Below are 22,337 nucleotides of genomic sequence, written 5' to 3'. Positions count from 1 at the left end.
CCATGGCCATGCCGTTGCGCCAGACCGTGCGGGTCGGCACCTACCTCATGCAGCAGAAGCTGCTCAAGCGCCGGGACAAGTTCCCGCTGATCGTGGAGCTGGAACCGCTCTTCGCCTGCAACCTCGCCTGTGAGGGCTGCGGCAAGATCCAGCACCCGGCGGGCGTCCTGAAGCAGCGGATGCCCGTCGCCCAGGCGGTCGGCGCGGTCCTGGAGTCGGGTGCCCCGATGGTCTCGATCGCCGGCGGCGAGCCGCTGATGCACCCGCAGATCGACGAGATCGTCCGGCAGCTGGTCGAGCGCCGCAAGTACGTGTTCCTCTGCACCAACGCGCTGCTGATGCGCAAGAAGATGGACAAGTTCACGCCCTCGCCGTACTTCACCTTCGCGGTGCACATCGACGGCATGCGCGAGCGGCACGACGAGTCGGTGGCCAAGGAGGGCACCTTCGACGAGGCCGTGGCCGCGATCAAGGAGGCCAAGCGGCGCGGCTTCCGGGTCACCACCAACAGCACCTTCTTCAACACCGACACCCCGCAGACCGTCATCGAGGTGCTGGACTACCTCAACGACGAGCTCAAGGTGGACGAGATGATGATCTCGCCCGCCTACGCCTACGAGAAGGCCCCCGACCAGGAGCACTTCCTCGGCGTCGAGCAGACCAGGGCGCTCTTCCGCGCGGCCTTCGCCGACGGCAACCGCAAGCGCTGGCGCCTCAACCACAGCCCGCTCTTCCTGGACTTCCTGGAGGGCAAGGCCGACTTCGAGTGCACCCCCTGGGGCATCCCCAACTACTCGCTGTTCGGCTGGCAGCGGCCCTGCTACCTGATGGCCGACGGCTACGTGCCGACCTACCGCGAGCTGGTCGAGAAGACCGACTGGAGCAAGTACGGCCGCGGCAAGGACCCGCGCTGCGAGAACTGCATGGCCCACTGCGGCTACGAGCCGACCGCCGTCCTCGCGACGATGGGCTCGCTGCAGCAGTCGCTGCGCGCCATCACCGAGACCGTCAACGGCAACAAGGGCCGCTGAGCGGGGAGCCGACCTCCGGGTCGGCACCCCGGTCCCGGGCCCCGCGCCCGGGGCCGGCTCCGCCCCCGCAGCCAGGCCGGCCCGCGCCCGGGCCGGGTGGAGGCACCACCGCACCGCTCCGAGTCGTGAGGTGAACCCATGTCACTGCTCTCCCGCGTCACGTCCCCGGCCGAGCTGCGCAAGCTCCCGGCCGTCGAACTGCCCCTGCTCGCCGACGAGATCCGCGACTTCCTGATCGAGGCCGTCACCCGCACCGGCGGCCACCTCGGGCCCAACCTCGGCGTGGTGGAGCTGACCATCGCGCTGCACCGGGTCTTCGACTCGCCGTACGACCGGATCGTCTTCGACACCGGCCACCAGAGCTACGTCCACAAACTGCTCACCGGCCGCCAGGACTTCAGCCGGCTGCGGATGCGCGGCGGACTCTCCGGGTACCCCGCGCGGGGCGAGTCCGAGCACGACCTGGTCGAGAACTCGCACGCCTCCACCGCGCTCTCCTACGCCGACGGCCTGGCCAAGGCGGCCCGACTGCTCGGCCAGCACGACCGGCACACCGTCGCGGTGATCGGCGACGGCGCCCTCACCGGCGGGCTCGCCTGGGAGGCGCTCAACAACATCGCCGAGGCGCGCGACCGGCCGCTGGTCATCGTCGTCAACGACAACGAGCGTTCCTACGCCAGGACCATCGGCGGCCTCGCCAACCACCTGGCCACCCTGCGCACGACCCAGGGCTACGAGCGCTTCCTCGCCCTGGGCAAGGAGGCCCTGCAGCGCACCCCGCTGGTCGGCCAGCCGATCTTCGACGCGCTGCACGGCGCCAAGAAGGGGTTCAAGGACGCCTTCGCCCCGCAGGGCATGTTCGAGGACCTCGGCCTCAAGTACCTCGGGCCGATCGACGGCCACGACCTGGGCGCGGTCGAACAGGCGCTGCGCCAGGCCCGCAACTTCGGCGGACCGGTCATCGTGCACTGCCTGACCGTCAAGGGCCGCGGCTACCGGCCGGCCGAGCAGGACGAGGCCGACCGCTTCCACGCCGTCAACCCGATCGACCCGTACACCTGCCTGCCGATCTCGCCCAGCGGCGGCGTCTCCTGGACCTCGGTGTTCGGGGACGAGCTGCTCACCCTCGGAGCCGAGCGGCCGGACCTCGTGGCGATCACCGCGGCCATGCTCCAGCCGGTGGGCCTGGCCCCGTTCGCCAAGGCCTACCCGGAGCGGACCTTCGACGTCGGGATCGCCGAGCAGCACGCCGTCACCAGCGCGGCGGGGCTGGCCACCGGCGGACTGCACCCGGTGGTCGCGGTCTACGCGACCTTCCTCAACCGGGCCTTCGACCAGGTGCTGATGGACGTCGCCCTGCACCGGCTGGGCGTCACCTTCGTGCTCGACCGCTCCGGGGTGACCGGGCCGGACGGCGCCTCGCACAACGGCATGTGGGACATGTCGATCCTCCAGGTCGTCCCCGGCCTGCGGCTCGCCGCGCCGCGCGACGCGGAACAGCTGCGCGTCCAGCTGCGCGAGGCCGTCGAGGTCGGCGACGCCCCGACCGTCGTCCGCTTCCCGAAGGGGAACGTCGGGCCCGCGGTGCCGGCCGTCGAGCGGACCGGCGGGGTGGACGTGCTGCTGCGCACCGGGCGGGCGCCCGAGATCCTGCTGGTCGCCGTCGGCACCACCGCCTCCGCCTGCCTGGACGCGGCCCGGCTGCTGCTCGCCGAGGGCTTCACCGCGACCGTGGTCGACCCGCGCTGGGTCAAGCCGGTCGACCCGGTGCTGCCCGAACTCGCCGCCGCCCACCGGCTGGTGGTCACCGTCGAGGACAACGGCCGTACCGGAGGCGTCGGTTCGGCCGTCGCCCAGGCGCTGCGCGACGCCGACGTGGACGTGCCGGTGCGGGTGCTCGGCCTGCCCCAGGAGTTCCTCGGCCACGCCTCGCGCGGGGAGATCCTGGAGGAGGCGGGGCTGACCGGGACCGGGGTCGCCGCCCAGACGGCCGTCTTCGCCAAGAACCTGCTACCGACCCGAGGAGCGAACCCGCGCCATGCCGGCTGAACCAGACCGCCCCGCCTTCGACCTCGCCGCGCTGATCGCCGAACGCGGCGGCGAGCGCTACGAGTTGCACGGCCGCTACCTCAACCCGCAGCTGCCGCGGATGCTGCGCACCATCGGCTTCGACAGGTACTACGAGCGCGCCCGGGGCCAGTACTTCTACGACGCCGAGGGCAACGAGTACCTCGACATGCTGGCCGGCTTCGGCATCTTCGCGCTCGGCCGCCACCACCCGGTGGTGCGCTCGGCGGTCCAGCAGGTGATGGACCTCGACCTGCCGGACCTGGTCCGCTTCGACTGCTCACCGCTGCCCGGGCTGCTGGCCGAGCGGCTGCTGTCGTACGCGCCCGGGCTGGACCGGGTGTTCTTCGGCAACAGCGGCACCGAAGCGGTGGAGACGGCGCTCAAGTTCGCCCGGTACGCCACCGGGCGGAAGCGGATCCTGTACGCCGACCACGCCTTCCACGGGCTGACCACCGGCTCGCTCTCCGTCAACGGGGAGAGCGGCTTCCGCAAGGGCTTCGACCCGCTGCTGCCGGACACCGCCGTCCCGCTCGGCGATCTCGGCGCGCTGGCCAAGGAGTTGAAGCGCGGCGACGTCGCGGGGCTGATCGTCGAGCCGATCCAGGGCAAGGGCGTCCAGGCGCCGCCGCCCGGCTGGCTGCGGGCCGCCCAGGCGCTGCTCCACGAGCACCGGGCGCTGCTGATCTGCGACGAGGTGCAGACCGGCATCGGCCGCACCGGCGAGTTCTTCGCCTACCAGCACGAGGACGGCGTGCTGCCGGACCTGGTCTGCGCCGCCAAGGCGCTGTCCGGCGGGTACGTGCCGGTCGGGGCGACGCTCGGCAAGGGCTGGATCTTCGAGAAGGTGTACTCCTCGATGGACCGGGTGCTGGTGCACTCGGCCAGCTTCGGGTCCAACGCCCAGGCCATGGCGGCCGGGCTGGCGACCCTGGAGGTGATGGGCGACGAGCAGGTGGTGGAGAACGCCCGCAAGGTGGGCGACTACTTCCGTGGACGGCTGACCGCGCTGGTCGACCAGTACGAGCTGCTCGCCGAGGTGCGCGGGCGCGGGCTGATGATCGGGATCGAGTTCGGCCGGCCCAAGTCGCTGAAGCTGCGCACCGGTTGGACCGCGCTCCAGGCGGCGCGCAAGGGGCTGTTCGCGCAGATGGTGGTCGTGCCGCTGCTGCAGCGGCACCGCATCCTGACCCAGGTGTCGGGGGACCACCTGGAAGTGATCAAGCTGATCCCCCCGCTGATCATCACCGAGCGTGACGTGGACCGGTTCGTGGACGCCTTCACCGAGATCATGGACGAGGCCCACCGGGGGAGCGGGCTGATGTGGGACTTCGGGCGGACGCTGGTGAAGCAGGCGGTCGGCGGGCGCTGAGGCTGCCGGGGCCGCCGGGGTCGGGATCGTGGGTGGCACGGTGTGGGAAGTCGACGGCACGGAGTGGGAAGTCGGCCGGGTCGACTTCCCACTCCGTGGGAGACACCGCGTCAGAGCTCGGTCTGGCGGCGCCGGATGACAACTACGAGATCGACGACGGCGAACAGGGTGAGCAGGCCGCAGGCCACGGCGAAGCCGGTGAGGGTGCCCCGGCTGGGCGCACCGTAGGCGGGCGAGACGGCCGCCCAGATGGCGAAGCCCGCCGTGGCCAGCGCGAACAAGGGGGTGAAGGTGAGCGAGAGCAGGTAGCGGAGCTTGAGGTCGCTGCGGGCGGTGGCCGGCTCGGTGCCGCTGCGCCACCGGCGCGGGGTGGTGGTGCGCATGCCGTTCACCTCCGGACCGCGTGGGTCGGGCTACGATTCCAGCGTACGTCCGAGGAGCGAGCCGGGGGAGGCGCGATGTCGGGTTCGGACGCGGTGGGGGCGGGGTCCGGTGCGGCGGGTTCGGGTTCGGGTTCGGGTTCGGGCTCCGGTTCGGGGGCGGCGGGCCAGGACGGCGAGGGGTACGCGGGGCTGCGGATCGAGCGGGCCCGGGAGTTGGCCCGGCGGCACGGCTGGGCGTCGGTCCGGGTGCTGGAGCCGGGGGACCTGATGACCATGGAGTACCGGCAGGGGCGGCTCAACCTCGCGGTGCGCAACGGTGTGGTCGAGCGCAGTTGGGAGGGGTAGGACCGCGGTGACCCGTCGGCTCTGGTTCGGGCGGGCCCGGGTTCAGCAGAGCAGGTGCCGGCGGCCGAAGCGCCGGTGGAGCCGCTGTTCGGCGGCGGCGACCAGGGGTTCCAGCAGCGGCAGCGAGAGCAGGACGAGCAGTCCGGCGGCCCAGCCGGCCAGGACGTCGGTGACCCAGTGGGTGCCCAGGTAGACCGTGGTCAGACCGATCGAGCAGGCGGTGGCGGCGGCGATCACCGCGCCGGTGCGCCGCCAGCGGACGGCGAGGTAGGCGAGCACGCCCCAGGTGACCACCGCGTTGGCGGTGTGGCCGGAGGGGAAGATGGTGCCGCCGGAGAAGAGCTCGGGCGAGCCGACGTACTGGGCATAGTGCGGGCCGAGCCGGCCGGTGACGATCTTGACCGCGCCGACGGTGACGTTGAGCAACAACAGCGCGATGCCCATGACCAGCAGCGGGCGCAGTCGGCCGAGGCGGTGGGCCCGCCAGCCGAGCCAGACGAAGGCGGCGATCGCCGACGGGCCGCGCTGCCCGGCGACCACCCAGGTGTCGAGCAGCGGCTCCAGTCGGGGCCACCGCTCGTAGGGGCGCAGCAGCCGGACCGACCAGTCGAGGTCGACCAGCGCGGTGTTGAGCAGGACACCGGCCAGCACCAGCAGGTAGCCGGCCAGGGTGACGGCGAGGAGGGCGGCCTGCCGTCGGCTCATCGGCGGCCAGCCGGGCTCGCCGGGGTCGGGGCCGAGCGGGGCGAGGTGGCGCGCGGGGGCGGTGGGACGGTCCAGGCGGCCGGTCTCGGCGGTGCGGCGCTCCGGCCCCTGGCGCGGAAGGGGAACGGGGGTACTTCTGGATTGCACGGGGTGACCTTACCCATCCGGACAGGGCTATTCCGGTGGTAATTGTCATTTTCCCGGGAAATCGACAATTGGGCCGACCAGGGGTGGTCCGAGGGGTGATTTCCGCTATTTCAGGATCGAAAGCCAGTGTGGTCGTCGAATGGTTCTGCAAAAGCCCCGGTAAAGCAAACGGAGTGGGAGGCCGGTGCGCCCGGCTTCCCACTCCGTGGTAACCCTGTGTAGGTTCCGTGCTCAGTCGAGGGGGCCGCCCGCGACGTAGATCACCTGGCCGGAGACGAAGCCGGCGCCCTCGCTCGCGAGGAACGAGATGGTGTGGGCGACGTCCTCGGGCTGACCGACCCGCTGGACCGGGATCTGAGAGGCTGCGGCCCGCTTGAAGTCTTCGAAGTCCATGCCGACCCGGGCCGCGGTGGCTGCTGTCATGTCCGTGGCGATGAAGCCCGGGGCGACCGCGTTGGCCGTGATGCCGAACTTGCCCAGCTCGATGGCCAAAGTCTTGGTGAAGCCCTGGAGACCGGCCTTGGCGGCCGAGTAGTTGGCCTGGCCGCGGTTGCCCTGGGCCGAGGACGAGGACAGGTTGACGATGCGGCCGAAACCGGCGTCGACCATGTGCTTCTGCACCGCGCGGGTCATCAGGAAGGCGCCGCGGAGGTGAACGTTGATGACCGTGTCCCAGTCGGACTCGGACATCTTGAAGAGCAGGTTGTCGCGGAGCACGCCCGCGTTGTTCACCAGGACGACGGGGGCGCCGAGCTCGGCGGCCACCCGGTCGACGGCGGCTTGGACCTGCTCACCGTCCGAGACGTCGGCGCCGACGGCGAGCGCCCTGCCGCCGGCGGCGGTGATCCGGTCGACGGTCTCCTGGCCGGCCGCTTCGTCCAGGTCCAGGACGGCGACCGCGTAGCCGTCGGCGGCCAGTCGGACGGCGGTGGCGGCGCCCAGGCCGCGGGCGGCGCCGGTCACGACGGCGACCCGGGGGGCGGTGCTCTGCTCGGTCATGCTCGCTCTCGTCTCTCTCGGGAGTGCCTCCCGGGGAGAGCCCCCGGAGAGGGTGGCCACACCCTACCGGCGGGTAGGGGGAGCGGCCAGGGTGGAGAGACGCAGGTGACGGTGGGTAAGGACCGACCGGTCGGCTTTCTGCTGAGAACGGGTTACTGCAAGCTGTTCGCAGCGAGTAAATATGCCAATGTTGCCGAACCTGCGTCTACTATCCGCCCCTGCCTGCCAGCAAGGGCCCGCCGTTTGTATAGTGTCCGCCAGCAGCCACCGGCTGCACGGCTGGAGCGCCCTCCCTCATAGCTGGACGCCCACTCGCCGTTACTGCCCCACCCGGGTGTCCCACACACACCGGGTGTGACATCGGGACGGATACATGGTGCTGGGGGAGATCCCGACAACCCGCGTGTCTACGCGACTGCAGCAGTCGCCAGGACACCTGATTCGCGTGGCACAGCAGGTCCACACCCGCTTGTGGTCCGAACACGTCGGAGCCGATCTCACGGCTCCGCAGTTCGCCGTGCTGCTGGTCCTGGCCCTGGAACCGGGTGCGGACCAGCGGACGGTCGGCGAGCGGGCCTCGCTCGACAAGGCCACGATGGCCGAGATGGTCGCGCGGCTGGTCCGTCGTGGCCTGGTGCTGCGCAGGCGCGACCCGGCCGACGGCCGGCGCAAGCTGCTGGCCCTCTCGCAGGGCGGCGCCCAGGCGGTGCGCGAGGCCACCGGTGGTGTGGTCCGCGTTCAGCGCGTCCTGTTCGAACCGCTCACGGCGGAGGAACAGGTCGAGATCGTCCGGGTGATGGCCAAGATAGCCAGGCTGGAGCCCGCGGCGGTCGCCGTCATCACCGACGCGCGGCCGATACTGGACGCCCAGCGGGCGATCGGCTACCTGATCAGGGTGAGCCAGCAGGTGCACACCAAGCTCTGGTCGGAGCACGTGGGCGCCGAGCTGACGGCTCCGCAGTACGCGGTGCTGGACGCGTTGGAGCTGGAACCGGGCGCCGACCAGCGCACGGTCGGCGAGCTGGCCTCGCTGGACAAGGCCACGATGGCCGAGATGGTCAGCCGGCTGGTGCGCCGCGGTCTGGTGCAGCGTCGGCGCGACCCCTCGGACGGACGGCGCAACCTGCTCTCGCTCTCACCGGCGGGACAGGACCTGCTGCACCGCTCGGCCGCTGGGGTGGCCGAGGTCCAGCGCCTGCTGCTGGCGCCGCTGGAGGAGGGTGAGCACGAGGCCGCGCTCGCGCTCATCGCCAAGGCGGGCAGGCTGTAGGTCAAAAGTTCGCCACCGTAGCCAAAACGATTCGCCAAAACGCTGAGGGTCCATGGCCATGGGCTTTGGCGCATCGGGGCACACCGAAGGCCGCCCGCTCCTGTAGAGGTGCGGGCGGTCTTCGTGCGACCGGTGGTCAGCCGGTCGGGTGCTCAGACGGTTCGGGGCCCGGGAGCCGGGACCCCGGGCGCGTCAGTTCCAGTCGAACTCCTGCGGGTCCGGGCCGATCCGCTTGCCGGTGGCCACGGCGGCGATCGCCGCGAGGTCCTCGGCGTCCAGCTCGAAGCCGGCGACGTCCAGGTTCTCCCGGATCCGGGACGGGGTGACCGACTTCGGGATGGCGATCACACCGCTCTGGAGGTGCCAGCGCAGCACCACCTGGGCGACCGTGCGGCCGTGCTTCTCGGCGATCTTCACCAGCGCGGGCTCGGCGAGCAGCTCCTTGCCCTGGCCCAGCGGGCTCCACGCCTCGGTGGCGATGCCGTGCTCGGCGTGGAACGCGCGCAGCTCCGTCTGCGGGAAGTACGGGTGCAGCTCGACCTGGTTCAGGGCCGGGGCGACGGAGGCCTCGTCCAGCAGGCGCGTCAGCTGCTCGGTGCCGAAGTTGGAGACGCCGATCGACTTGACCTTGCCGTCCGCCTTCAGCTGCTCGAAGGCCTTCCAGATGTTCAGGTAGCTGTCGCCGTGCATCGGGCGCGGCCAGTGGATCAGGTACAGGTCGAGCTGGTCGAGGCCGAGCTTGGCCAGCGAGGCGTCGAACTCGCGCAGCACCGCGTCGCGGCCCTGCTCGCCGGACCAGTCGCGGGTGCCCGAGTTCCACAGCTTGGTGGTGACGTAGAGGTCCTCGCGGGCCACGCCGCCCGCCAGCGCCTCGGTGATCGCCGCGCCGGTGCCGGCCTCGTTCTCGTAGATGGCCGCGGTGTCGATGGAGCGGTAGCCCGCCTCGATCGCGGCGCGGACGGCGGGGGTGGCCTCGGCGTCCGGGACCTGCCACACGCCGAAGCCGAGCTGCGGGATCTGCGCGCCGTCGTTGAGGGTGACGGTGGGGATGCTGCTCACGGGAAGAGGTGCCCTCCTGATTGTCCTGCTGTTCCAGTGGGGGCAACTGGTGTCCCGGTGTGATTGTTCCCGCCGAACGGGCGAATCTTGGGTGAAGCTTTGCGGGGGTTTGGCCTGGGCGGCGGCCGGCCGGTGACGGGGCGGAACCGCCCTGGTGGGGGACGTGCGGGGGGCTCGCGGGAAGCCTGCCGGGAACCCGCGGGGGCGCACAGGGGGAGTGCGGGCCCGGCGCGTGGCGGGCGGGGCGTGGCGCGCGCGGTCGGCGGAGGAAAAACCTGTTGCGCGGATCACATCGAGGTTGGCAGGCTCGCGGCCATGACCTCCTGACTTCCGGGCCCTTCGTGCCCATTCCATGTCCGTCCGGTGTCCGCTCCGGACGCAGCGTCGATGTCGCGCCGGGCGCCGTGCCGCAGCGCCGCGCATCCTCCGCCCGCCGGCCCGGGCCGCCTGCCGTTCCGTCGCCGTGCGTGCTGCGCGCACGGTGCTGAGGCGTTCCGTGCGCCCTGGTCCCCCTGCTTCCCGGCTCCCCTTGCTTCCTGGCTCCCTCGCACCCCTGTGCGCCCGTGCCCCGCACCCGCGCACCGCTCGTATCGGAGTGTCATGCTGCTCACCCCCCTGCCGCTGGCCGATCCCGGCCGTCCCGACCTCTCCTCACCCCTGGCCTTCCTGCGCTGGCTGCAGCGCAGCCAGCGGCGCGGGCAGCTGCTCGCCACCCTCTGGGCGCTGATCGAGATGGGGGGCCAGGCCGCCCTGCCGATACCGCTCGGGCTCGGCGTGCAGGCCGCCGTGGACGGCGACGCCGGCGGGATCTGGCGGGCCGCCGGGCTCCTCCTGCTGCTGGGCGCGGGCGCTTCGGTCGGCACCGTGCTGTTGCACCGCCAGGCGGTCTGGAACTGGATCCACGCGGCCACCCACGTACGGCAGTTGGTGGCCCGGCAGGCCTCGCACCTCGGGGCCGGGCTGTCCCGCCGGATCGCCACCGGCGAGGTCGTCGCGGTCGGCAGCGGGGACGTCGAGCGGATCGGCTGGTACGTCGAGCTGGTCGCCCGGGTCCGGTCCGCGGTGATCGTCTGGCTGGCCGTCAGCGTGGTGGTCCTGACGGTCGATCCGGTGCTCGGGGCCGGGGTGCTGCTCGGCGTCCCGGTGCTGGCGGCCTCCGTCTGGCCGCTGATCGGGCCGTTCGAGCGGCGCTACGAACAGCAGCGCGCCCTCGGCGGCAAGGCCACCGAGCTGGCGGCCGACACCGTCGCGGGGCTGCGGGTGCTGCGCGGCATCGGCGGCGAGGAGCTGTTCCTGGAGCGGTACCGCGCCGCGTCCCAGAAGGTCCGGGCGGCGGCCGTCCGGTCGTCCCGGATCTGGTCGCTGATGCAGGCCCAACAGGTGCTGCTGCCGGGCCTGTTCGTGGTCGGCGTCACCTGGTACGGCGCCCGGCTGGTGGCCTCCGGCGAGCTCGCCGTCGGCACCCTGATCGCGGTGTACGGCGCGACGGCCTTCCTGGCCGCTCCGCTGCGCATCCTCGGTGAGGCGGCGCACGCCTGGAGCGTGGCCCGGGTCTCCGCCGGGCGGGCCGTCCGGGTGCTCTCGCTGGACCGGACCACCGGTACGGCCGAGGCCGCGCTGGCCAGGCCGGACAAGGCCGACCTGCACGACCCGGCGAGCGGGCTGACGGCGCGGGCCGGCGAGCTGACCGCGGTGGTCTGCGGGGACCCGGACTACGCCGGGGCGCTGGCCGAGCGGCTCGGCGGCCACGTGCCGTTGGCCGAGGGCGAACGGGCAGAGGCCTCGGCGCGGCTCGGCGGCACGGAGCTGGACGCGGTGCCGTTGGCCGAGGCCAGGGCGGCGGTGCTGGTCCACGACAAGGAGCCGGTGCTGCTCTCCGGCACGCTGGCCGAGCTGTTCGACATCCCGTCCTCGGGGCGGGTCCCGGCGGCCGAGGCCCTCGCGGCGGCTCGGTCCGACGACGTGCTGGAGGCCCTGGTGGAGGGCTCGCCGGAGTGCGGGGGAGACCCGATGCGCGCCCGGATCACCGAGCGCGGACGCTCGCTCTCCGGCGGGCAGCGCCAGCGGCTCGCGCTGGCCCGCGCCCTGCTGGCGGACCCTCCGGTGCTGGTGCTGGACGAGCCCACCAGCGCGGTGGACGCGCACACCGAGTCGCGGATCGCCTCCGGGCTGCGGGACACCCGAGCCGGCCGCACCACCGTGGTGTTCGCGACCAGCCCGCTGCTGCTCGACCAGGCGGACCGGGTGGTGCTGCTGCAGGAGGGCCGGGTCGTCGCGGCCGGGCGGCACCGTGAGCTGATGCGGACCGAGCCGGCCTACCGGGCCGTGGTCACCCGCGACGAGGAAGCGGCCCGCCCGGTGGGTGGGGCCATGAGGACCATCGTCAACTTCCCTGCCACGCACGCGAGGAGTACGTCATGAAGCCCCCCGTCCAGGAGGAGCAGGGGCCGGCCACCACCCTGCCGGTCGGCTCCCCGGCCGCCGTGCGCGGGTACCTGCTGCTGCTCGCGCGGCGGCACCGCCGCGGGTTCTCCGCGGTGGTGACACTGCACTCGACGGCCACGCTGGCCGGGCTGGTCGGGCCCTGGGTGCTCGGCCGCCTGGTCGAGTCGCTGGCCACCGGGACGGCCGGGTCCACCATCACGGTGGCGGTCGCCTGGTACCTGCTGGCCCTGGTGGCGCAGGCGGCGTTCACCGGCTGGTCGCGGATGCGCGGCGCGGTGCTCGGCGAGAAGGTGCTGGCCGACCTGCGCGAGGACTTCCTGGTCCGCTCGGTGGCCCTGCCGACCGGGGTGCTGGAGCGGGCCGGCACCGGGGACCTGGTCTCCCGGGGCACCACCGACATCGACCGGCTGGACAAGTCGGTGCGCGAGGCGGTGCCCGAACTCGCCGTCGCCGTGGTGTCGTTGCTCCTGGTGCTCGGTGCGCTGCTGGTCACCTCGCCGCTGCTCGCACTGACCTCGCTGGTCGGCCTGCCGCTGCTGCTGATCAGCTCCCGCTGGTACTTCCGGCGCGCGCCGCAGTCCTACCGCAGCGAGTCGGCCGGGTACGCGGCGGTGAGCAACGTGCTGGCCGAGACGGTCGACGCCGGGCCGACGGTCGAGGCCCTGCGGCTGGGCGACCAACGGGTCCGGCTGACCGACCGCAAGCTGCGCGAGTGGCTGGCCTGGGAGCGGTACACCCTGTGGCTGCGCTCGGTCTGGTTCCCGACCATCGACGCGGTCTACACCTCGGCGGTGCTCGCCACCCTGGTGCTCGGCGGGCTGTTCACCCTCCGGGGCTGGATCACCGTGGGCCAGCTGACCACCGGCGTGCTCTACGCGCAGATGCTGACCGGCCCGGTGGACCTGATCCTGCGCTGGTACGACGAGCTCCAGATCGGCCAGGCCTCGCTGGCCCGGCTGGTCGGCGTGCGCGAGGTGCCGGAGCACGAGGGGGACGAGTCCGCCCGGCCGGACGGCCGTCGGGTCGAGGCGAAGGACGTCCGGTTCGGCTACCGGGAGGGCGCCGACGTCCTGCACGGCATCAGCCTGGACGTCGCCCCGGGCAGCCGGGTCGCGCTGGTCGGGCCGTCGGGCGCGGGCAAGTCCACGCTCGGCCGGCTGCTGGCGGGGATCTACGCCCCCGGCCGCGGCAGCGTGACCCTCGGCGGTGCGGCGCTGGCGCGGATGCCGGCCGAGCGGGTGCGCGCGCAGGTCGCCCTGGTGAACCAGGAGCACCACGTCTTCGTCGGCACCCTGCGGGACAACCTGCGGCTGGCCGCTCCCGACGCGGACGACACCGAGCTGCGGGCCGCGCTGGACGCGGTGGAGGCCGGGGCCTGGGTGGACGCCCTGTCGGAGGGCCTGGACACCGAGGTCGGCTCCGGCGGCACCTCGCTGACCCCGCCGCAGGCCCAGCAGCTGGCGCTGGCCCGGCTGGTGCTGGCCGATCCGCACACCCTGGTGCTGGACGAGGCCACCTCCCTGCTGGACCCGCGGGCCGCCCGGCACCTGGAGCGCTCGCTCTCCAGGGTGCTGGAGGGCCGGACGGTCATCGCCATCGCCCACCGGCTGCACACCGCGCACGACGCGGACGTGATCGCGGTGGTCGAGGGCGGGCGGATCAGCGAGTACGGCAGCCACCCGGACCTGGTCGCGGCGGGCGGTCCGTACGCGGCGCTCTGGCGGTCCTGGCGGGACGAGCGGTAGCGCGACGGCCCGGGGCGGGACGAGCGGGGAGCGGGCCGTCCCGGCAGGAGGGGGCTTCAAACCCGTACGGGGCCGGATTGCCCCGTACGGGTTACTCCCTGGCCCGGAGGGGCGCGTAACCGGGCAAATCGGCCGCCCGGCCCGCAGACTGCTCCGGTGACCAAGATTTCAGACGGCTCGTCCCGCTCCCCGCGCGGTGAGATCGGCGGGATTCCCACGCGCTACATCGGGATCGGCGCCATCGTCGTCCTCGCCGTGTGGTTCCTGTTCGCCAACCTCGACAAGGTCAAGATCCAGTTCTGGGTCTTCACCGTCACCGCGCCGCTCTGGATCGCGCTGCTGGCCACGCTGATCGCGGGCGTCGCGCTGGGCTGGCTGCTGAAGGGACGGCGCAGCAGGTGACCACAGCCCCCGGGCCGGCCCCGGCCGGCGCATCGGCCTTCACCCCGCTGATCGAGATGCGCGGGGTCAACAAGCACTTCGGGGACCTGCACGTGCTGCAGGACATCGAGCTGACGGTGGGACGCGGCGAGGTCGTCGTCGTCATCGGCCCGTCCGGCTCCGGCAAGTCCACCCTCTGCCGGGCCATCAACCGGCTGGAGCCGATCGAGAACGGCACCATCCTGATCGACGGCCAGCCGCTGCCCGAGGAGGGCAAGGGGCTGGCCAGGCTGCGCGCCGAGGTCGGCATGGTGTTCCAGTCCTTCAACCTGTTCGCGCACAAGACCGTGCTGCAGAACGTCTCGCTCGCGCAGATCAAGGTCCGCGGCCGGCCCAGGGCGGAGGCGGACGACAAGTCCCGCGCGCTGCTGGAGCGGGTGGGCCTCGCCGATCAGGCGGCCAAGTACCCGGCGCAGCTCTCGGGCGGGCAGCAGCAGCGGGTCGCGATCGCCCGCGCGCTGGCGATGGACCCCAAGGCGCTGCTGTTCGACGAACCCACCTCGGCGCTCGACCCCGAGATGATCAACGAGGTGCTGGACGTCATGCGCCAGCTCGCGAGCGAGGGCATGACGATGATCGTGGTCACCCACGAGATGGGCTTCGCCCGGGCCTCCGCGAACCGGGTGGTGTTCATGGCCGACGGCCGGATCGTCGAGGACCGTGCCCCGGAGGACTTCTTCAGCGCTCCTGAGAGCGATCGTGCCCGGGACTTCCTGTCCAAGATCCTGAAGCACTGAGGCGGCGCCGTGAACCGTGAGACGACGCCGGCGGCGAGGCCCGCGGGAAGATCTGTGGGAAGGCCCGTGGCGCGGGCGGGGCGGCGCGTGCTCGCCGCCGCCCTGCTGTTCACCGCGCTGGTGGCGGGTTGCGGCAAGCCCGGCACCCCGCCGCCCAAGGGCCCGCAGCCCAGCGCCCTGCCCAGCTACCAGGTGCAGGACGCCTCCGCGATCACCGGCTCGCCGACCCTGGACGCCGCCCGCGGCCGGGGCCACCTGGTGGTCGGCGCCAAGGAGGACCAGCCGTACCTGGGCCAGAAGAACCCGGCCACCGGCGTGTACTCCGGCTTCGACATCGAGATCGCCAAGATGGTCGGCGCCTCGTTGGGCTTCCCGCCGGACCGGATCCAGTTCAAGACGATCGCCTCGGCCAACCGCGAGACCGCCCTGCAGAACGGCCAGGTGGACTACTACGTCGGCACCTACACCATCAACGACAACCGGAAGAAGCTGGTCGGCTTCGCCGGCCCGTACTTCATCGCCGGGCAGTCGCTGCTGGTGCGCAAGAACAACACCACCATCCACGGCCCGCAGGACCTGGACGGCAAGAAGGTCTGCTCGGCGGCCGGCTCGACGCCGTACCAGCGCATCCAGTCGCAGTACCCGAAGGCCAAGCTGATCGGCTACGACACCTACTCGGCCTGCGTGGACAACCTGATCACCAACCAGGTCGACGCGGTGACCACGGACAACGCGATCCTGCTCGGCTACGCGGCCAAGGTGCCGGACGAGCTCAAGGTGGTCGGCCCGCTGTTCTCGACCGAGCCGTACGGCATCGGGGTGCCGAAGAACGACACCGTGCTGCGCGGCGCGATCAACGACGCTCTGGAGCACCACATGCAGAACGGCGACTGGAGGAGGGCGTTCGAGGCGACCCTCGGCCTCTCCGGGGAGCCGGCGCCGAACCCGCCGCAGATCGACCGGTACTGAGAGGGCCGCGCCGTGAAAACGCTGACCGACAACTGGTCGACCTACTGGGACGGGTTCCTCGGCACGCTCTCGCTGTTCGCGGTGAGCGCCGTGCTGTCGCTGGTGCTGGGCGTGCTGATCGCGGGCTTCCGGGTCTCGCCGGTGAAACCGCTGCGGGTGTTCGGGACGCTGTGGGTGACGGTGCTGCGCAACACGCCGCTGACCCTGCTGTTCTTCATCGTGGTGCTGGGCCTGCCCCGGTTCGACATCACCCTGCCCTTCTACACCTTCGCGGTGCTCGCGCTGGGCTGCTACACCTCGGCCTTCGTCTGCGAGTCGATGCGGTCGGGCATCAACACGGTGCCGACCGGGCAGGGCGAGGCGGCCCGTAGCCTCGGCATGAACTTCGGGCAGACGATGAGCCTGGTGGTGCTGCCGCAGGCGTACCGCTCGGTGGTGGCGCCGCTCGGCAGTGTGATGATCGCGCTGGCGAAGAACACGGCGATCGCCGGCTCGTTCAGCGTCACCGAGCTGCTGGGCACCTACCGGACCATCAACGAGCTGGGCTACAGCATCATCTGGACCTTCGTCTGGATCGCCGTCGGCTACCTGATCATCACCCTGGCCATCAGCGCCGTCTTCAACCTGCTGGAACGACGAGTGGCGGTGTCCCGATGACGGTCGAATCCTCGGCGCTGTACGACATCCCCGGCCCGAAGGCGCTCTCCCGGCACCGGCTGTACGGCGGGATCGCGCTGCTGCTGATCGCGGCGCTGATCGGCTGGGTGGTCTACATGCTCTTCCACACCCACCAGTTCACGTACGCCAAGTGGCAGCCCTTCGAGTACCGGGGCGTGCAGGAGCTGCTGCTGCGCGGGCTCGGCAACACCTTGCAGGCCTTCGGCTGGACGGTGCTGTTCGCGCTGCCGTTCGGCGCGCTGTTCGCGGCCGGGCGGCTCTCCGACCACCGGGTGGTGCGCTGGCTCGCCACGCTGGTGGTGGAGTTCTTCCGGGCCATGCCGGTGCTGGTGATGATCTTCTTCGTCTTCGTCGCGCTCAAGGTGCAGCCGCTCTGGGCGCTGGTGGCCGGGCTGGTGCTCTACAACGGCTCGGTGCTGGCCGAGGTGTTCCGGGCCGGCGTGCTCGCGGTGCCCAAGGGGCAGCGGGAGGCGGCGTTCGCGCTGGGGATGCGCAAGACCCAGGTGATGACGTACGTCCTGGTGCCGCAGGCCAACCGGGCGATGCTGCCGGCCATCATCAGTCAGCTGGTGGTCGCGCTCAAGGACACCTCGCTGGGCTTCCTGATCACCTTCGAGGAGTTCCTGCACGCGGGCAAGCTGATCGCCACCAACCTGGACTACGACCTGCCGTTCATCCCGGTGGTGATGGTGATCGCGCCGATCTACATCGGCATGTGTCTGCTGCTCTCCTGGCTCGCCCGCTTCGTGGAGCGACGCAGCCGGCGCAGTCCGAGCGCGCGGGGCGGGGCACCGGTGGCCAAGGCCGGGGTGCCGGTGGGGCTGCCTCCGTCGGCGCAGTTGTGAGAAGGCCGGTTCGGGGCTGAACCATAGGTACGGGTGGGGTTGGGGTCGGTACCTCCAAATTCCTCTTATGATTCTCGGGCGCCCGGGCGCGGCCCGTGGACGACCGGAGCGCGGCCGGAACGGGGCTGCCGACGGTGGACGAGAGGGCGGGAGGGACCATGGAGCCGGTGTTCGATTCGCGGCACATCAGGACGTTCCACGAGGTCGTCCGGGCCGGCTCCTACTCGGCCGCCGCCCGCGAACTGGGCTACACCCAGCCCGCCATCACCCAGCAGATGAAGGCGCTCGAACGCACCGTCGGCGTCCCGCTCTTCACCCGGGCCGGGCGCGGATTGCGGCTCACCGAGGCGGGCGAGGCGCTCTCCCGGCACGCCGAGCTGATCCTCGGCAGCATGTCCGCCGCCCAGCAGCAGCTCGCCGCGCTGGCCCGGCTGCGCGCCGGTCGGGTGCGGGTCTGCGCCTTCCCCAGCGCCAACGCCACCCTGATACCCCAGGCGATGGCCCGGCTGCTGGCCGAGCACCCCGGTGTGCGGGTCGAGCTGCTGGAGGCCGAGCCGCCGGACTCCGTCCAGCGGCTGCTGCGCGGGGAGTGCGACATCGCGCTGGCGTTCCGGTACCCCGGCGCAGCGGCCGAGGTGCCGGAGGGCGTGGACGAGATCCCGCTGATGGAGGACCTGCTCACGGTGCTGCTGCCGGTCGGGCACCCGCTCGGCCGCCGGCACGCCGTACGGCTGGCCGACCTCGGCGGCGAACGCTGGATCGCCGGCTGTCCGCGCTGCCGGGCCAACCTGCTGCACGTCTGTGCGGAGGAGGGCTTCGCACCGGACATCGTCTTCTCCACCGACGACAACCTCGCGGTGCAGTCGCTCGTCGCCGCCGGGGTCGGGATCGCGCTGATGCCGGCGCTGGTGCTCTCGTTCATGTGCCACCGCAAGGTCACCGGACGGGCCGTCGAGCCGCACCTGCGGCGGCAGGTGAGCGCGTACGTGCTGCGCGAGCACCGGCGGATCCCGGCCACCGGGCTGGTGCTGGACCACCTGCGGCAGGCGGCGGCGAGCCGGGTCGGGTGCTGACCCGTCGGTGGCCGACATGACCGACGAGCAAGGACTGCCATCCGCGACCTATAAGCGTTGATGGGGAGATTGCTTACAAACCCTCCTTGGACGTGATGGGTCCATAGGTTCGAACCTGCTGGGATGACACCCTCAGCCACGGTCGGCAGCGACCGGCTCACCGAGCGGATGACCGCGCTGATCAGTGAGATCCGCGCCGTCGTGGACCGCGGGCTCCCGCCGGAGCTCACCGCCTACCTGGTCGGCGAGCGCCTCGCCCCGCACCTGCACGCCGACCCGGACGGGCCCGACGCGCTGCTCACCCCCGCCCAGCGCGAGGGCGACCCGCAGCGCTACCGCCAGCACGTCCTGCACGCCGAGGGGGACGGCAGCTTCTCCGTCGTCGCCCTGGTCTGGCTGCCCGGGCAGCAGACCCCGATCCACGACCACGTCTCCTGGTGCGTGGCCGGCGTCCACCAGGGCCAGGAGAGCGAGACCCGCTACCGGCTGGTCTCCGACGGCCCCACCTCCCGGCTGGTCGAGACCGAGCACGTGGCCGGCCCGGCCGGCACCGTGGCCGCCTTCGCCCCGCCCGGCGACATCCACCTGGTGCGCAACTCCTGTAGCAGCACGGCGATCTCCATCCACGTCTACGGCGCGGACGTCTCGCGGCTCGGCACCAGCATCCGGCGGGTCTACCGGCTGCCCGCCGACCGGCAGCAGTGAGGGCGGCGTGGCACTGACCCTCAGGCACCGCACCGCCGGCACCCGCTCGCTGCCCCCGATGCGCGGGGACGCCCCCGGGCTGCTGCTCGCGGCCCTCGGAGTGGCCGCCGCGCTGGGCATCCACGCGCTGGTGCCGGCCGTGCCCGAACTCACCGCCGCCGTCCTGCTCGGCATGCTGGTGGCCCACCTGCCCGGGCTGCGCCCGGTGGTCCGCGGGATCGCCCGGCCGGGGCTGTCCACGGCCGGGAAGCGGCTGATGCGGCTCGGGATCGTCCTGCTCGGGCTCAAGCTCAGCCTGGACGACGTGCTCGGCCTCGGCTGGGCCACCGTCGCCATGGTGCTCGCGGTGGTCGCGGCCACCTTCGCGGGCACGCTCTGGCTGGGCCGGCGGCTCGGCCTGCCCGGGGACCAGCCGCTGCTGGTCGCCACCGGGTACTCGATCTGCGGGGCCTCGGCGATCGGCGCGGTCAGCCAGGCGGCGGGCAGCGAGGAGGAGGACGTCGCGGCCTCGGTGGCGCTGGTGACCCTCTGCGGGACGCTGGCGATCGCCGTGCTGCCGCTGCTCCAGCACCCGCTCGGGCTCGGCGAGCTGGAGTTCGGGCGCTGGGTCGGGGCGAGCGTGCACGACGTCGGGCAGGTGGTCGCCACCGCGCAGACCGGCGGGGCCGGGGCGCTGCGGGAGGCGGTGCTGGTCAAGCTGATGCGTGTGGTGCTGCTGGCGCCGCTGGTCGCGGGGGTGGCCGTGGCGGTGCGGCGGAACCTGCGGGCGGCGCGGGTGGCGGCCTTGGCGGAGGTTCCGGTCGGGGCGCCGGTGGGCGCTCCGGTGGGGGCCTCAGCGGCGGGCGGGGCGGGTGAGGAGGGCGCGGCGGGCGCGGCGAGCGCAGTGTCGGGCGATAAGTCGAGCGCGAAGCCGGCTGAGAAGTCGGTGAAGACCGGCAGCCGTCCGCCGATCGTGCCGCTGTTCGTGGCCGGGTTCCTCGCGATGATCGTCCTGCGGACCACCGGGGTGCTGCCCGAGCGGGCGCTCGACCTGGCCGCGGACGCCCAGGGGCTGCTGCTGGCCGCCGCGCTGTTCGGCCTGGGCAGTGCGGTGCACCTGCCGACCATGGCCCGCACCGGCGGGCGGATCGCCCTGCTCGGACTCGGGTCCTGGGTGGTCGTCGCGGGCGTCTCCTACGTGGGGGTGCTGGTCACGACCTGACGGACCCGGGTGCGGACTCGGCTATTGTCGGGCAGGTGCCCGCCCCGTCCGTACGGGGGCGGCACCGCAGCCGAGTTCGCCCGAGTCCACCAAGGGGGACGGATGACCACCGCACTGCCCGAACGCGACGGCCACGAGGCCGTCGTCACCCTCGACCGGCGGGAGGGTCCGTACGGCGAGGTGGTGCTCCGGCAACGCGGTCGGGACTTCGAGATCATCGCCAACGGCTGCTTCCTGATGGACACCGCCGACGGGCGCTCGGAGCGGCTGCTGATCCAGGCGGCGCTGGACGAGCTGGACCGCACGGGCGGCCCGGTCGAGCGGCCGTCGGTGCTGATCGGGGGCCTCGGGGTCGGCTTCTCGCTGGCGTACGCGGCGGCCGAGCCGCGCTGGGGGCGGATCGCCATCGTCGAGCGGGAGACCGCGATCATCGACTGGCACCGGACCGGCCCGCTCGGCGCCTTCTCCGACGGTGCGCTGGAGGACGCGCGGGTCGAGGTACTCCACACCGACCTGTTGGAGTACCTCGCGGCGGCGGACGGCGAGCGCTACGACGCGCTGTGCCTGGACATCGACAACGGGCCGGACTGGACCGTCACCGAGTCCAACGACGGGCTGTACGGCGCGGACGGGCTCGCGGTGCTGTGGCACCGGCTGCGGACGGGCGGGGTGCTGGCGGTGTGGAGCGCGCAGCCTTCGCCGGCCTTCGAGGAGGCGCTGCGGGCGGTGGGGTTCTCGGACGTGGTGACGCACGAGATCCCGGTCGCCCGGGGGGTGCCGGACGTGGTGCACCTGGCCCGGCGGGCGGGTTGAGGGCGCGCCGAGGGCCGGCTGAGGGCGGACGCGGATCGGGCCGGGTGCGACCGGATCGCGGGTGAACCCGGCTGTGGCGGCCGGTGGTTGGCGCCCGGTGCGTCAACTGCTGTCGGCGCCACGGCTGTTGAACGGCAGGTTGATGGTGGGATCGGGTGGCTGAGAGCGGGAGTCCCTCGGAGCGGATCGCGGCCGAGCTCCGACGTCGCATCGCGGCAGGGGAGTTGGCGCCGGGGGCGCGGGTGCCGTCGACCCGGCGGATCACCCAGGAGTGGGGCGTCGCGATGGCCACGGCGACCAAGGTGCTGAACCGCCTCCGGGAGGAAGGGCTCGTACGGGCCGTTCCTGGGGTGGGCACGGTGGTGGCCGGGAAGGCGGCTCCGGAGGAGGTCCGGGCCCGGGAGCCGCGGCGGGAACCGGCGCGGGAAGCGCGGCCGGTGGCGGAGCCGACCGCGGAGCGGCGGGTGAGATCGGGCGGCGAGGGTGAGCTCACCCGGGAGCGGATCGTCGCGACGGCCGTCCGGGTGGCCGACGAGGAGGGGCTGGCGGCGCTGTCGATGCGCCGGGTCGCGACCGATCTGGGCGTCGCGACGATGTCGCTCTACCGTCATGTGCCCGGCAAGGACGAGCTGTTGCGGCTCATGACGGACGTGGCGTTCGGGGAACAGCCGCTGCCCGAGCCGCCGGCGGAGGACTGGCGGGAGGGGTTGGAGACGGTCGCCCGGCTGCAGTGGCGGATCTACCGGCGTCACCCGTGGCTGGCCTCCACGATGTCCTTCACCCGGTCCGTGCTGGCGCCGGACGCCGCAGTGCACACCGAGCGGTCGATGGCCGCCCTGGCGGGGCGGGGTCTGAGCGGCGAGGAGATGGCCCAGGCGGCCGTCGCCCTGGCGGCGTTCGTGTGCGGGCTGGCCGTCCACTTCGAGCGGGAGGCGCAGGCCGAGCAGGACAGCGGGCTGTCCGCGGAGGAGTGGATGGACCGGGTGGAGGGTGAGGAGCACGCCCGGCTGATGGCGGATCCGGAGCGGTTCCCGATGTTCGACGCGATGAACCGGGGGCCGGAGATCGACCTGGGCCTGGAGGCGCTGTTCGAGTTCGGGATGGCGCGGATGCTGGACGGGGTCGGTCTGATGATCGAGCGGCGGGGGCCGGGGGCGGCGAACAGCTGACAGGTAACAGATTTCAGATTTCGTTCGCTGAAATCTGTCAGCTGTTATCTGTCGGTTGTTACCTGTCAGCCGTCAGTCGTCAGCTGTCCGTTGACGGCCGTCACCCGTTCGCGGTGACGGCGCGCAGCGGCTTCCCTC

General features: G+C 72.4%; 21 protein-coding genes. 17 read left to right on the top strand and 4 right to left on the bottom strand.

The window, feature by feature from the left end:
* Positions 1-2 precede the first annotated feature (2 nt).
* The 3 genes from hpnH to ACFRQN_RS03895 all read left to right on the top strand — a co-directional run bounded on the left by hpnH (position 3) and on the right by ACFRQN_RS03895 (position 4,470).
* Positions 3-1,031 (top strand): adenosyl-hopene transferase HpnH, encoded by a 1,029-nt coding sequence (gene hpnH / locus ACFRQN_RS03905; RefSeq protein ID WP_049649487.1) that lies wholly within the window; start codon positions 3-5, stop codon positions 1,029-1,031.
* A gap of 138 nt (positions 1,032-1,169) precedes the next feature.
* On the top strand, positions 1,170-3,080 hold the full coding sequence (gene dxs, locus ACFRQN_RS03900; protein WP_380738003.1) for a 1-deoxy-D-xylulose-5-phosphate synthase: 1,911 nt from the start codon (positions 1,170-1,172) through the stop codon (positions 3,078-3,080).
* A complete protein-coding gene (locus ACFRQN_RS03895; protein ID WP_380738001.1) occupies positions 3,070-4,470 on the top strand; it encodes an aspartate aminotransferase family protein in 1,401 nt (466 codons plus the stop codon). The genes dxs and ACFRQN_RS03895 overlap by 11 nt, the downstream gene beginning before the upstream one ends.
* 110 nt (positions 4,471-4,580) lie before the next feature.
* On the opposite strand, the gene ACFRQN_RS03890 is transcribed toward ACFRQN_RS03895, so the two are convergent.
* On the bottom strand, positions 4,581-4,853 hold the full coding sequence (locus tag ACFRQN_RS03890) for a DUF6343 family protein (protein ID WP_380737999.1): 273 nt from the start codon (positions 4,851-4,853) through the stop codon (positions 4,581-4,583).
* Between the two features lie 75 nt (positions 4,854-4,928).
* Between ACFRQN_RS03890 and ACFRQN_RS03885 the strand changes: the two genes are divergently transcribed.
* Positions 4,929-5,198, top strand: coding sequence for an I78 family peptidase inhibitor (locus ACFRQN_RS03885; RefSeq protein ID WP_380737997.1), 270 nt, complete (start codon positions 4,929-4,931; stop codon positions 5,196-5,198).
* Positions 5,199-5,240: 42 nt separating this feature from the next.
* Here ACFRQN_RS03885 and ACFRQN_RS03880 read toward each other — a convergent pair whose 3' ends face one another.
* Together ACFRQN_RS03880 and fabG are read right to left on the bottom strand one after the other, a co-directional pair.
* The gene (locus ACFRQN_RS03880; RefSeq protein WP_241853035.1) at positions 5,241-6,050 is read right to left on the bottom strand and encodes a phosphatase PAP2 family protein; all 810 of its coding nucleotides are present in this window, start codon (positions 6,048-6,050) and stop codon (positions 5,241-5,243) included.
* Positions 6,051-6,281: 231 nt separating this feature from the next.
* Positions 6,282-7,049: a 3-oxoacyl-ACP reductase FabG gene (gene fabG, locus ACFRQN_RS03875; protein WP_380737995.1), complete on the bottom strand. Its 768-nt coding sequence runs from the start codon at positions 7,047-7,049 to the stop codon at positions 6,282-6,284.
* Between the two features lie 445 nt (positions 7,050-7,494).
* On the opposite strand from fabG, the gene ACFRQN_RS03870 reads away from it, so the two are divergent.
* Complete coding sequence (locus tag ACFRQN_RS03870; protein WP_053111942.1) at positions 7,495-8,319, top strand: MarR family winged helix-turn-helix transcriptional regulator; 825 nt, start codon at positions 7,495-7,497, stop codon at positions 8,317-8,319.
* Between the two features lie 192 nt (positions 8,320-8,511).
* Here the strand turns inward: ACFRQN_RS03870 and ACFRQN_RS03865 are convergent, their stop codons facing one another.
* The gene (locus ACFRQN_RS03865; protein ID WP_074004369.1) at positions 8,512-9,378 is read right to left on the bottom strand and encodes an aldo/keto reductase; all 867 of its coding nucleotides are present in this window, start codon (positions 9,376-9,378) and stop codon (positions 8,512-8,514) included.
* Between the two features lie 600 nt (positions 9,379-9,978).
* On the opposite strand from ACFRQN_RS03865, the gene ACFRQN_RS03860 reads away from it, so the two are divergent.
* The 12 genes from ACFRQN_RS03860 (at position 9,979) to ACFRQN_RS03805 (ending at position 22,199) form a co-directional block, all read left to right on the top strand.
* Positions 9,979-11,799, top strand: a complete 1,821-nt coding sequence (locus ACFRQN_RS03860) for an ABC transporter transmembrane domain-containing protein (RefSeq protein WP_380737993.1) — start codon at positions 9,979-9,981, stop codon at positions 11,797-11,799.
* Positions 11,796-13,568, top strand: coding sequence for an ABC transporter ATP-binding protein (locus ACFRQN_RS03855; RefSeq protein WP_380737991.1), 1,773 nt, complete (start codon positions 11,796-11,798; stop codon positions 13,566-13,568). Before ACFRQN_RS03860 ends, ACFRQN_RS03855 begins: the two co-directional genes overlap by 4 nt.
* Before the next feature lie 156 nt (positions 13,569-13,724).
* Positions 13,725-13,970 (top strand): lipopolysaccharide assembly protein LapA domain-containing protein, encoded by a 246-nt coding sequence (locus ACFRQN_RS03850; RefSeq protein ID WP_049649495.1) that lies wholly within the window; start codon positions 13,725-13,727, stop codon positions 13,968-13,970.
* 47 nt (positions 13,971-14,017) lie between these two features.
* On the top strand, positions 14,018-14,746 hold the full coding sequence (locus tag ACFRQN_RS03845; protein ID WP_220450147.1) for an amino acid ABC transporter ATP-binding protein: 729 nt from the start codon (positions 14,018-14,020) through the stop codon (positions 14,744-14,746).
* Between the two features lie 66 nt (positions 14,747-14,812).
* A complete protein-coding gene (locus tag ACFRQN_RS03840; protein WP_117492530.1) occupies positions 14,813-15,715 on the top strand; it encodes a glutamate ABC transporter substrate-binding protein in 903 nt (300 codons plus the stop codon).
* 12 nt (positions 15,716-15,727) lie between these two features.
* Positions 15,728-16,372, top strand: a complete 645-nt coding sequence (locus ACFRQN_RS03835; protein WP_074004373.1) for an amino acid ABC transporter permease — start codon at positions 15,728-15,730, stop codon at positions 16,370-16,372.
* Positions 16,369-17,238 (top strand): amino acid ABC transporter permease, encoded by an 870-nt coding sequence (locus ACFRQN_RS03830; protein WP_074004374.1) that lies wholly within the window; start codon positions 16,369-16,371, stop codon positions 17,236-17,238. Before ACFRQN_RS03835 ends, ACFRQN_RS03830 begins: the two co-directional genes overlap by 4 nt.
* Before the next feature lie 167 nt (positions 17,239-17,405).
* Entirely contained in the window at positions 17,406-18,311 is a 906-nt protein-coding gene (locus ACFRQN_RS03825) for a LysR family transcriptional regulator (RefSeq protein WP_049649505.1), read from the top strand.
* A 123-nt stretch (positions 18,312-18,434) separates the two neighbouring features.
* Positions 18,435-19,016: a cysteine dioxygenase family protein gene (locus ACFRQN_RS03820; protein ID WP_074004375.1), complete on the top strand. Its 582-nt coding sequence runs from the start codon at positions 18,435-18,437 to the stop codon at positions 19,014-19,016.
* Between the two features lie 58 nt (positions 19,017-19,074).
* The gene (locus ACFRQN_RS03815) at positions 19,075-20,217 is read left to right on the top strand and encodes a YeiH family protein (RefSeq protein ID WP_380738015.1); all 1,143 of its coding nucleotides are present in this window, start codon (positions 19,075-19,077) and stop codon (positions 20,215-20,217) included.
* Positions 20,218-20,319: 102 nt separating this feature from the next.
* Positions 20,320-21,030, top strand: a complete 711-nt coding sequence (locus tag ACFRQN_RS03810; protein ID WP_117492522.1) for a spermidine synthase — start codon at positions 20,320-20,322, stop codon at positions 21,028-21,030.
* A 155-nt stretch (positions 21,031-21,185) separates the two neighbouring features.
* Positions 21,186-22,199: a TetR/AcrR family transcriptional regulator C-terminal domain-containing protein gene (locus ACFRQN_RS03805; protein WP_380737988.1), complete on the top strand. Its 1,014-nt coding sequence runs from the start codon at positions 21,186-21,188 to the stop codon at positions 22,197-22,199.
* Positions 22,200-22,337: the final 138 nt, after the last annotated feature.

It is taken from the genome of Kitasatospora sp. NPDC056800, assembly GCF_042789775.1.
Taxonomy (GTDB): domain Bacteria; phylum Actinomycetota; class Actinomycetes; order Streptomycetales; family Streptomycetaceae; genus Kitasatospora.
The sequence above is the reverse complement of the archived record's forward strand: the minus strand, read 5'-3'. Positions and strand labels throughout refer to the sequence as shown.

What these genes read in the sequence shown, in the direction of transcription:
- hpnH (WP_049649487.1), top strand. Translation starts at nt 3, where the DNA reads ATGGCCATGCCGTTGCGCCAGACCGTGCGGGTCGGCACCTACCTCATG.
- dxs (WP_380738003.1), top strand. Translation starts at nt 1,170, where the DNA reads ATGTCACTGCTCTCCCGCGTCACGTCCCCGGCCGAGCTGCGCAAGCTC.
- ACFRQN_RS03895 (WP_380738001.1), top strand. Translation starts at nt 3,070, where the DNA reads ATGCCGGCTGAACCAGACCGCCCCGCCTTCGACCTCGCCGCGCTGATC.
- ACFRQN_RS03890 (WP_380737999.1), bottom strand. Translation starts at nt 4,853, where the DNA reads ATGCGCACCACCACCCCGCGCCGGTGGCGCAGCGGCACCGAGCCGGCC.
- ACFRQN_RS03885 (WP_380737997.1), top strand. Translation starts at nt 4,929, where the DNA reads ATGTCGGGTTCGGACGCGGTGGGGGCGGGGTCCGGTGCGGCGGGTTCG.
- fabG (WP_380737995.1), bottom strand. Translation starts at nt 7,049, where the DNA reads ATGACCGAGCAGAGCACCGCCCCCCGGGTCGCCGTCGTGACCGGCGCC.
- ACFRQN_RS03860 (WP_380737993.1), top strand. Translation starts at nt 9,979, where the DNA reads ATGCTGCTCACCCCCCTGCCGCTGGCCGATCCCGGCCGTCCCGACCTC.
- ACFRQN_RS03855 (WP_380737991.1), top strand. Translation starts at nt 11,796, where the DNA reads ATGAAGCCCCCCGTCCAGGAGGAGCAGGGGCCGGCCACCACCCTGCCG.
- ACFRQN_RS03830 (WP_074004374.1), top strand. Translation starts at nt 16,369, where the DNA reads ATGACGGTCGAATCCTCGGCGCTGTACGACATCCCCGGCCCGAAGGCG.
- ACFRQN_RS03820 (WP_074004375.1), top strand. Translation starts at nt 18,435, where the DNA reads ATGACACCCTCAGCCACGGTCGGCAGCGACCGGCTCACCGAGCGGATG.
- ACFRQN_RS03815 (WP_380738015.1), top strand. Translation starts at nt 19,075, where the DNA reads ATGCGCGGGGACGCCCCCGGGCTGCTGCTCGCGGCCCTCGGAGTGGCC.
- ACFRQN_RS03810 (WP_117492522.1), top strand. Translation starts at nt 20,320, where the DNA reads ATGACCACCGCACTGCCCGAACGCGACGGCCACGAGGCCGTCGTCACC.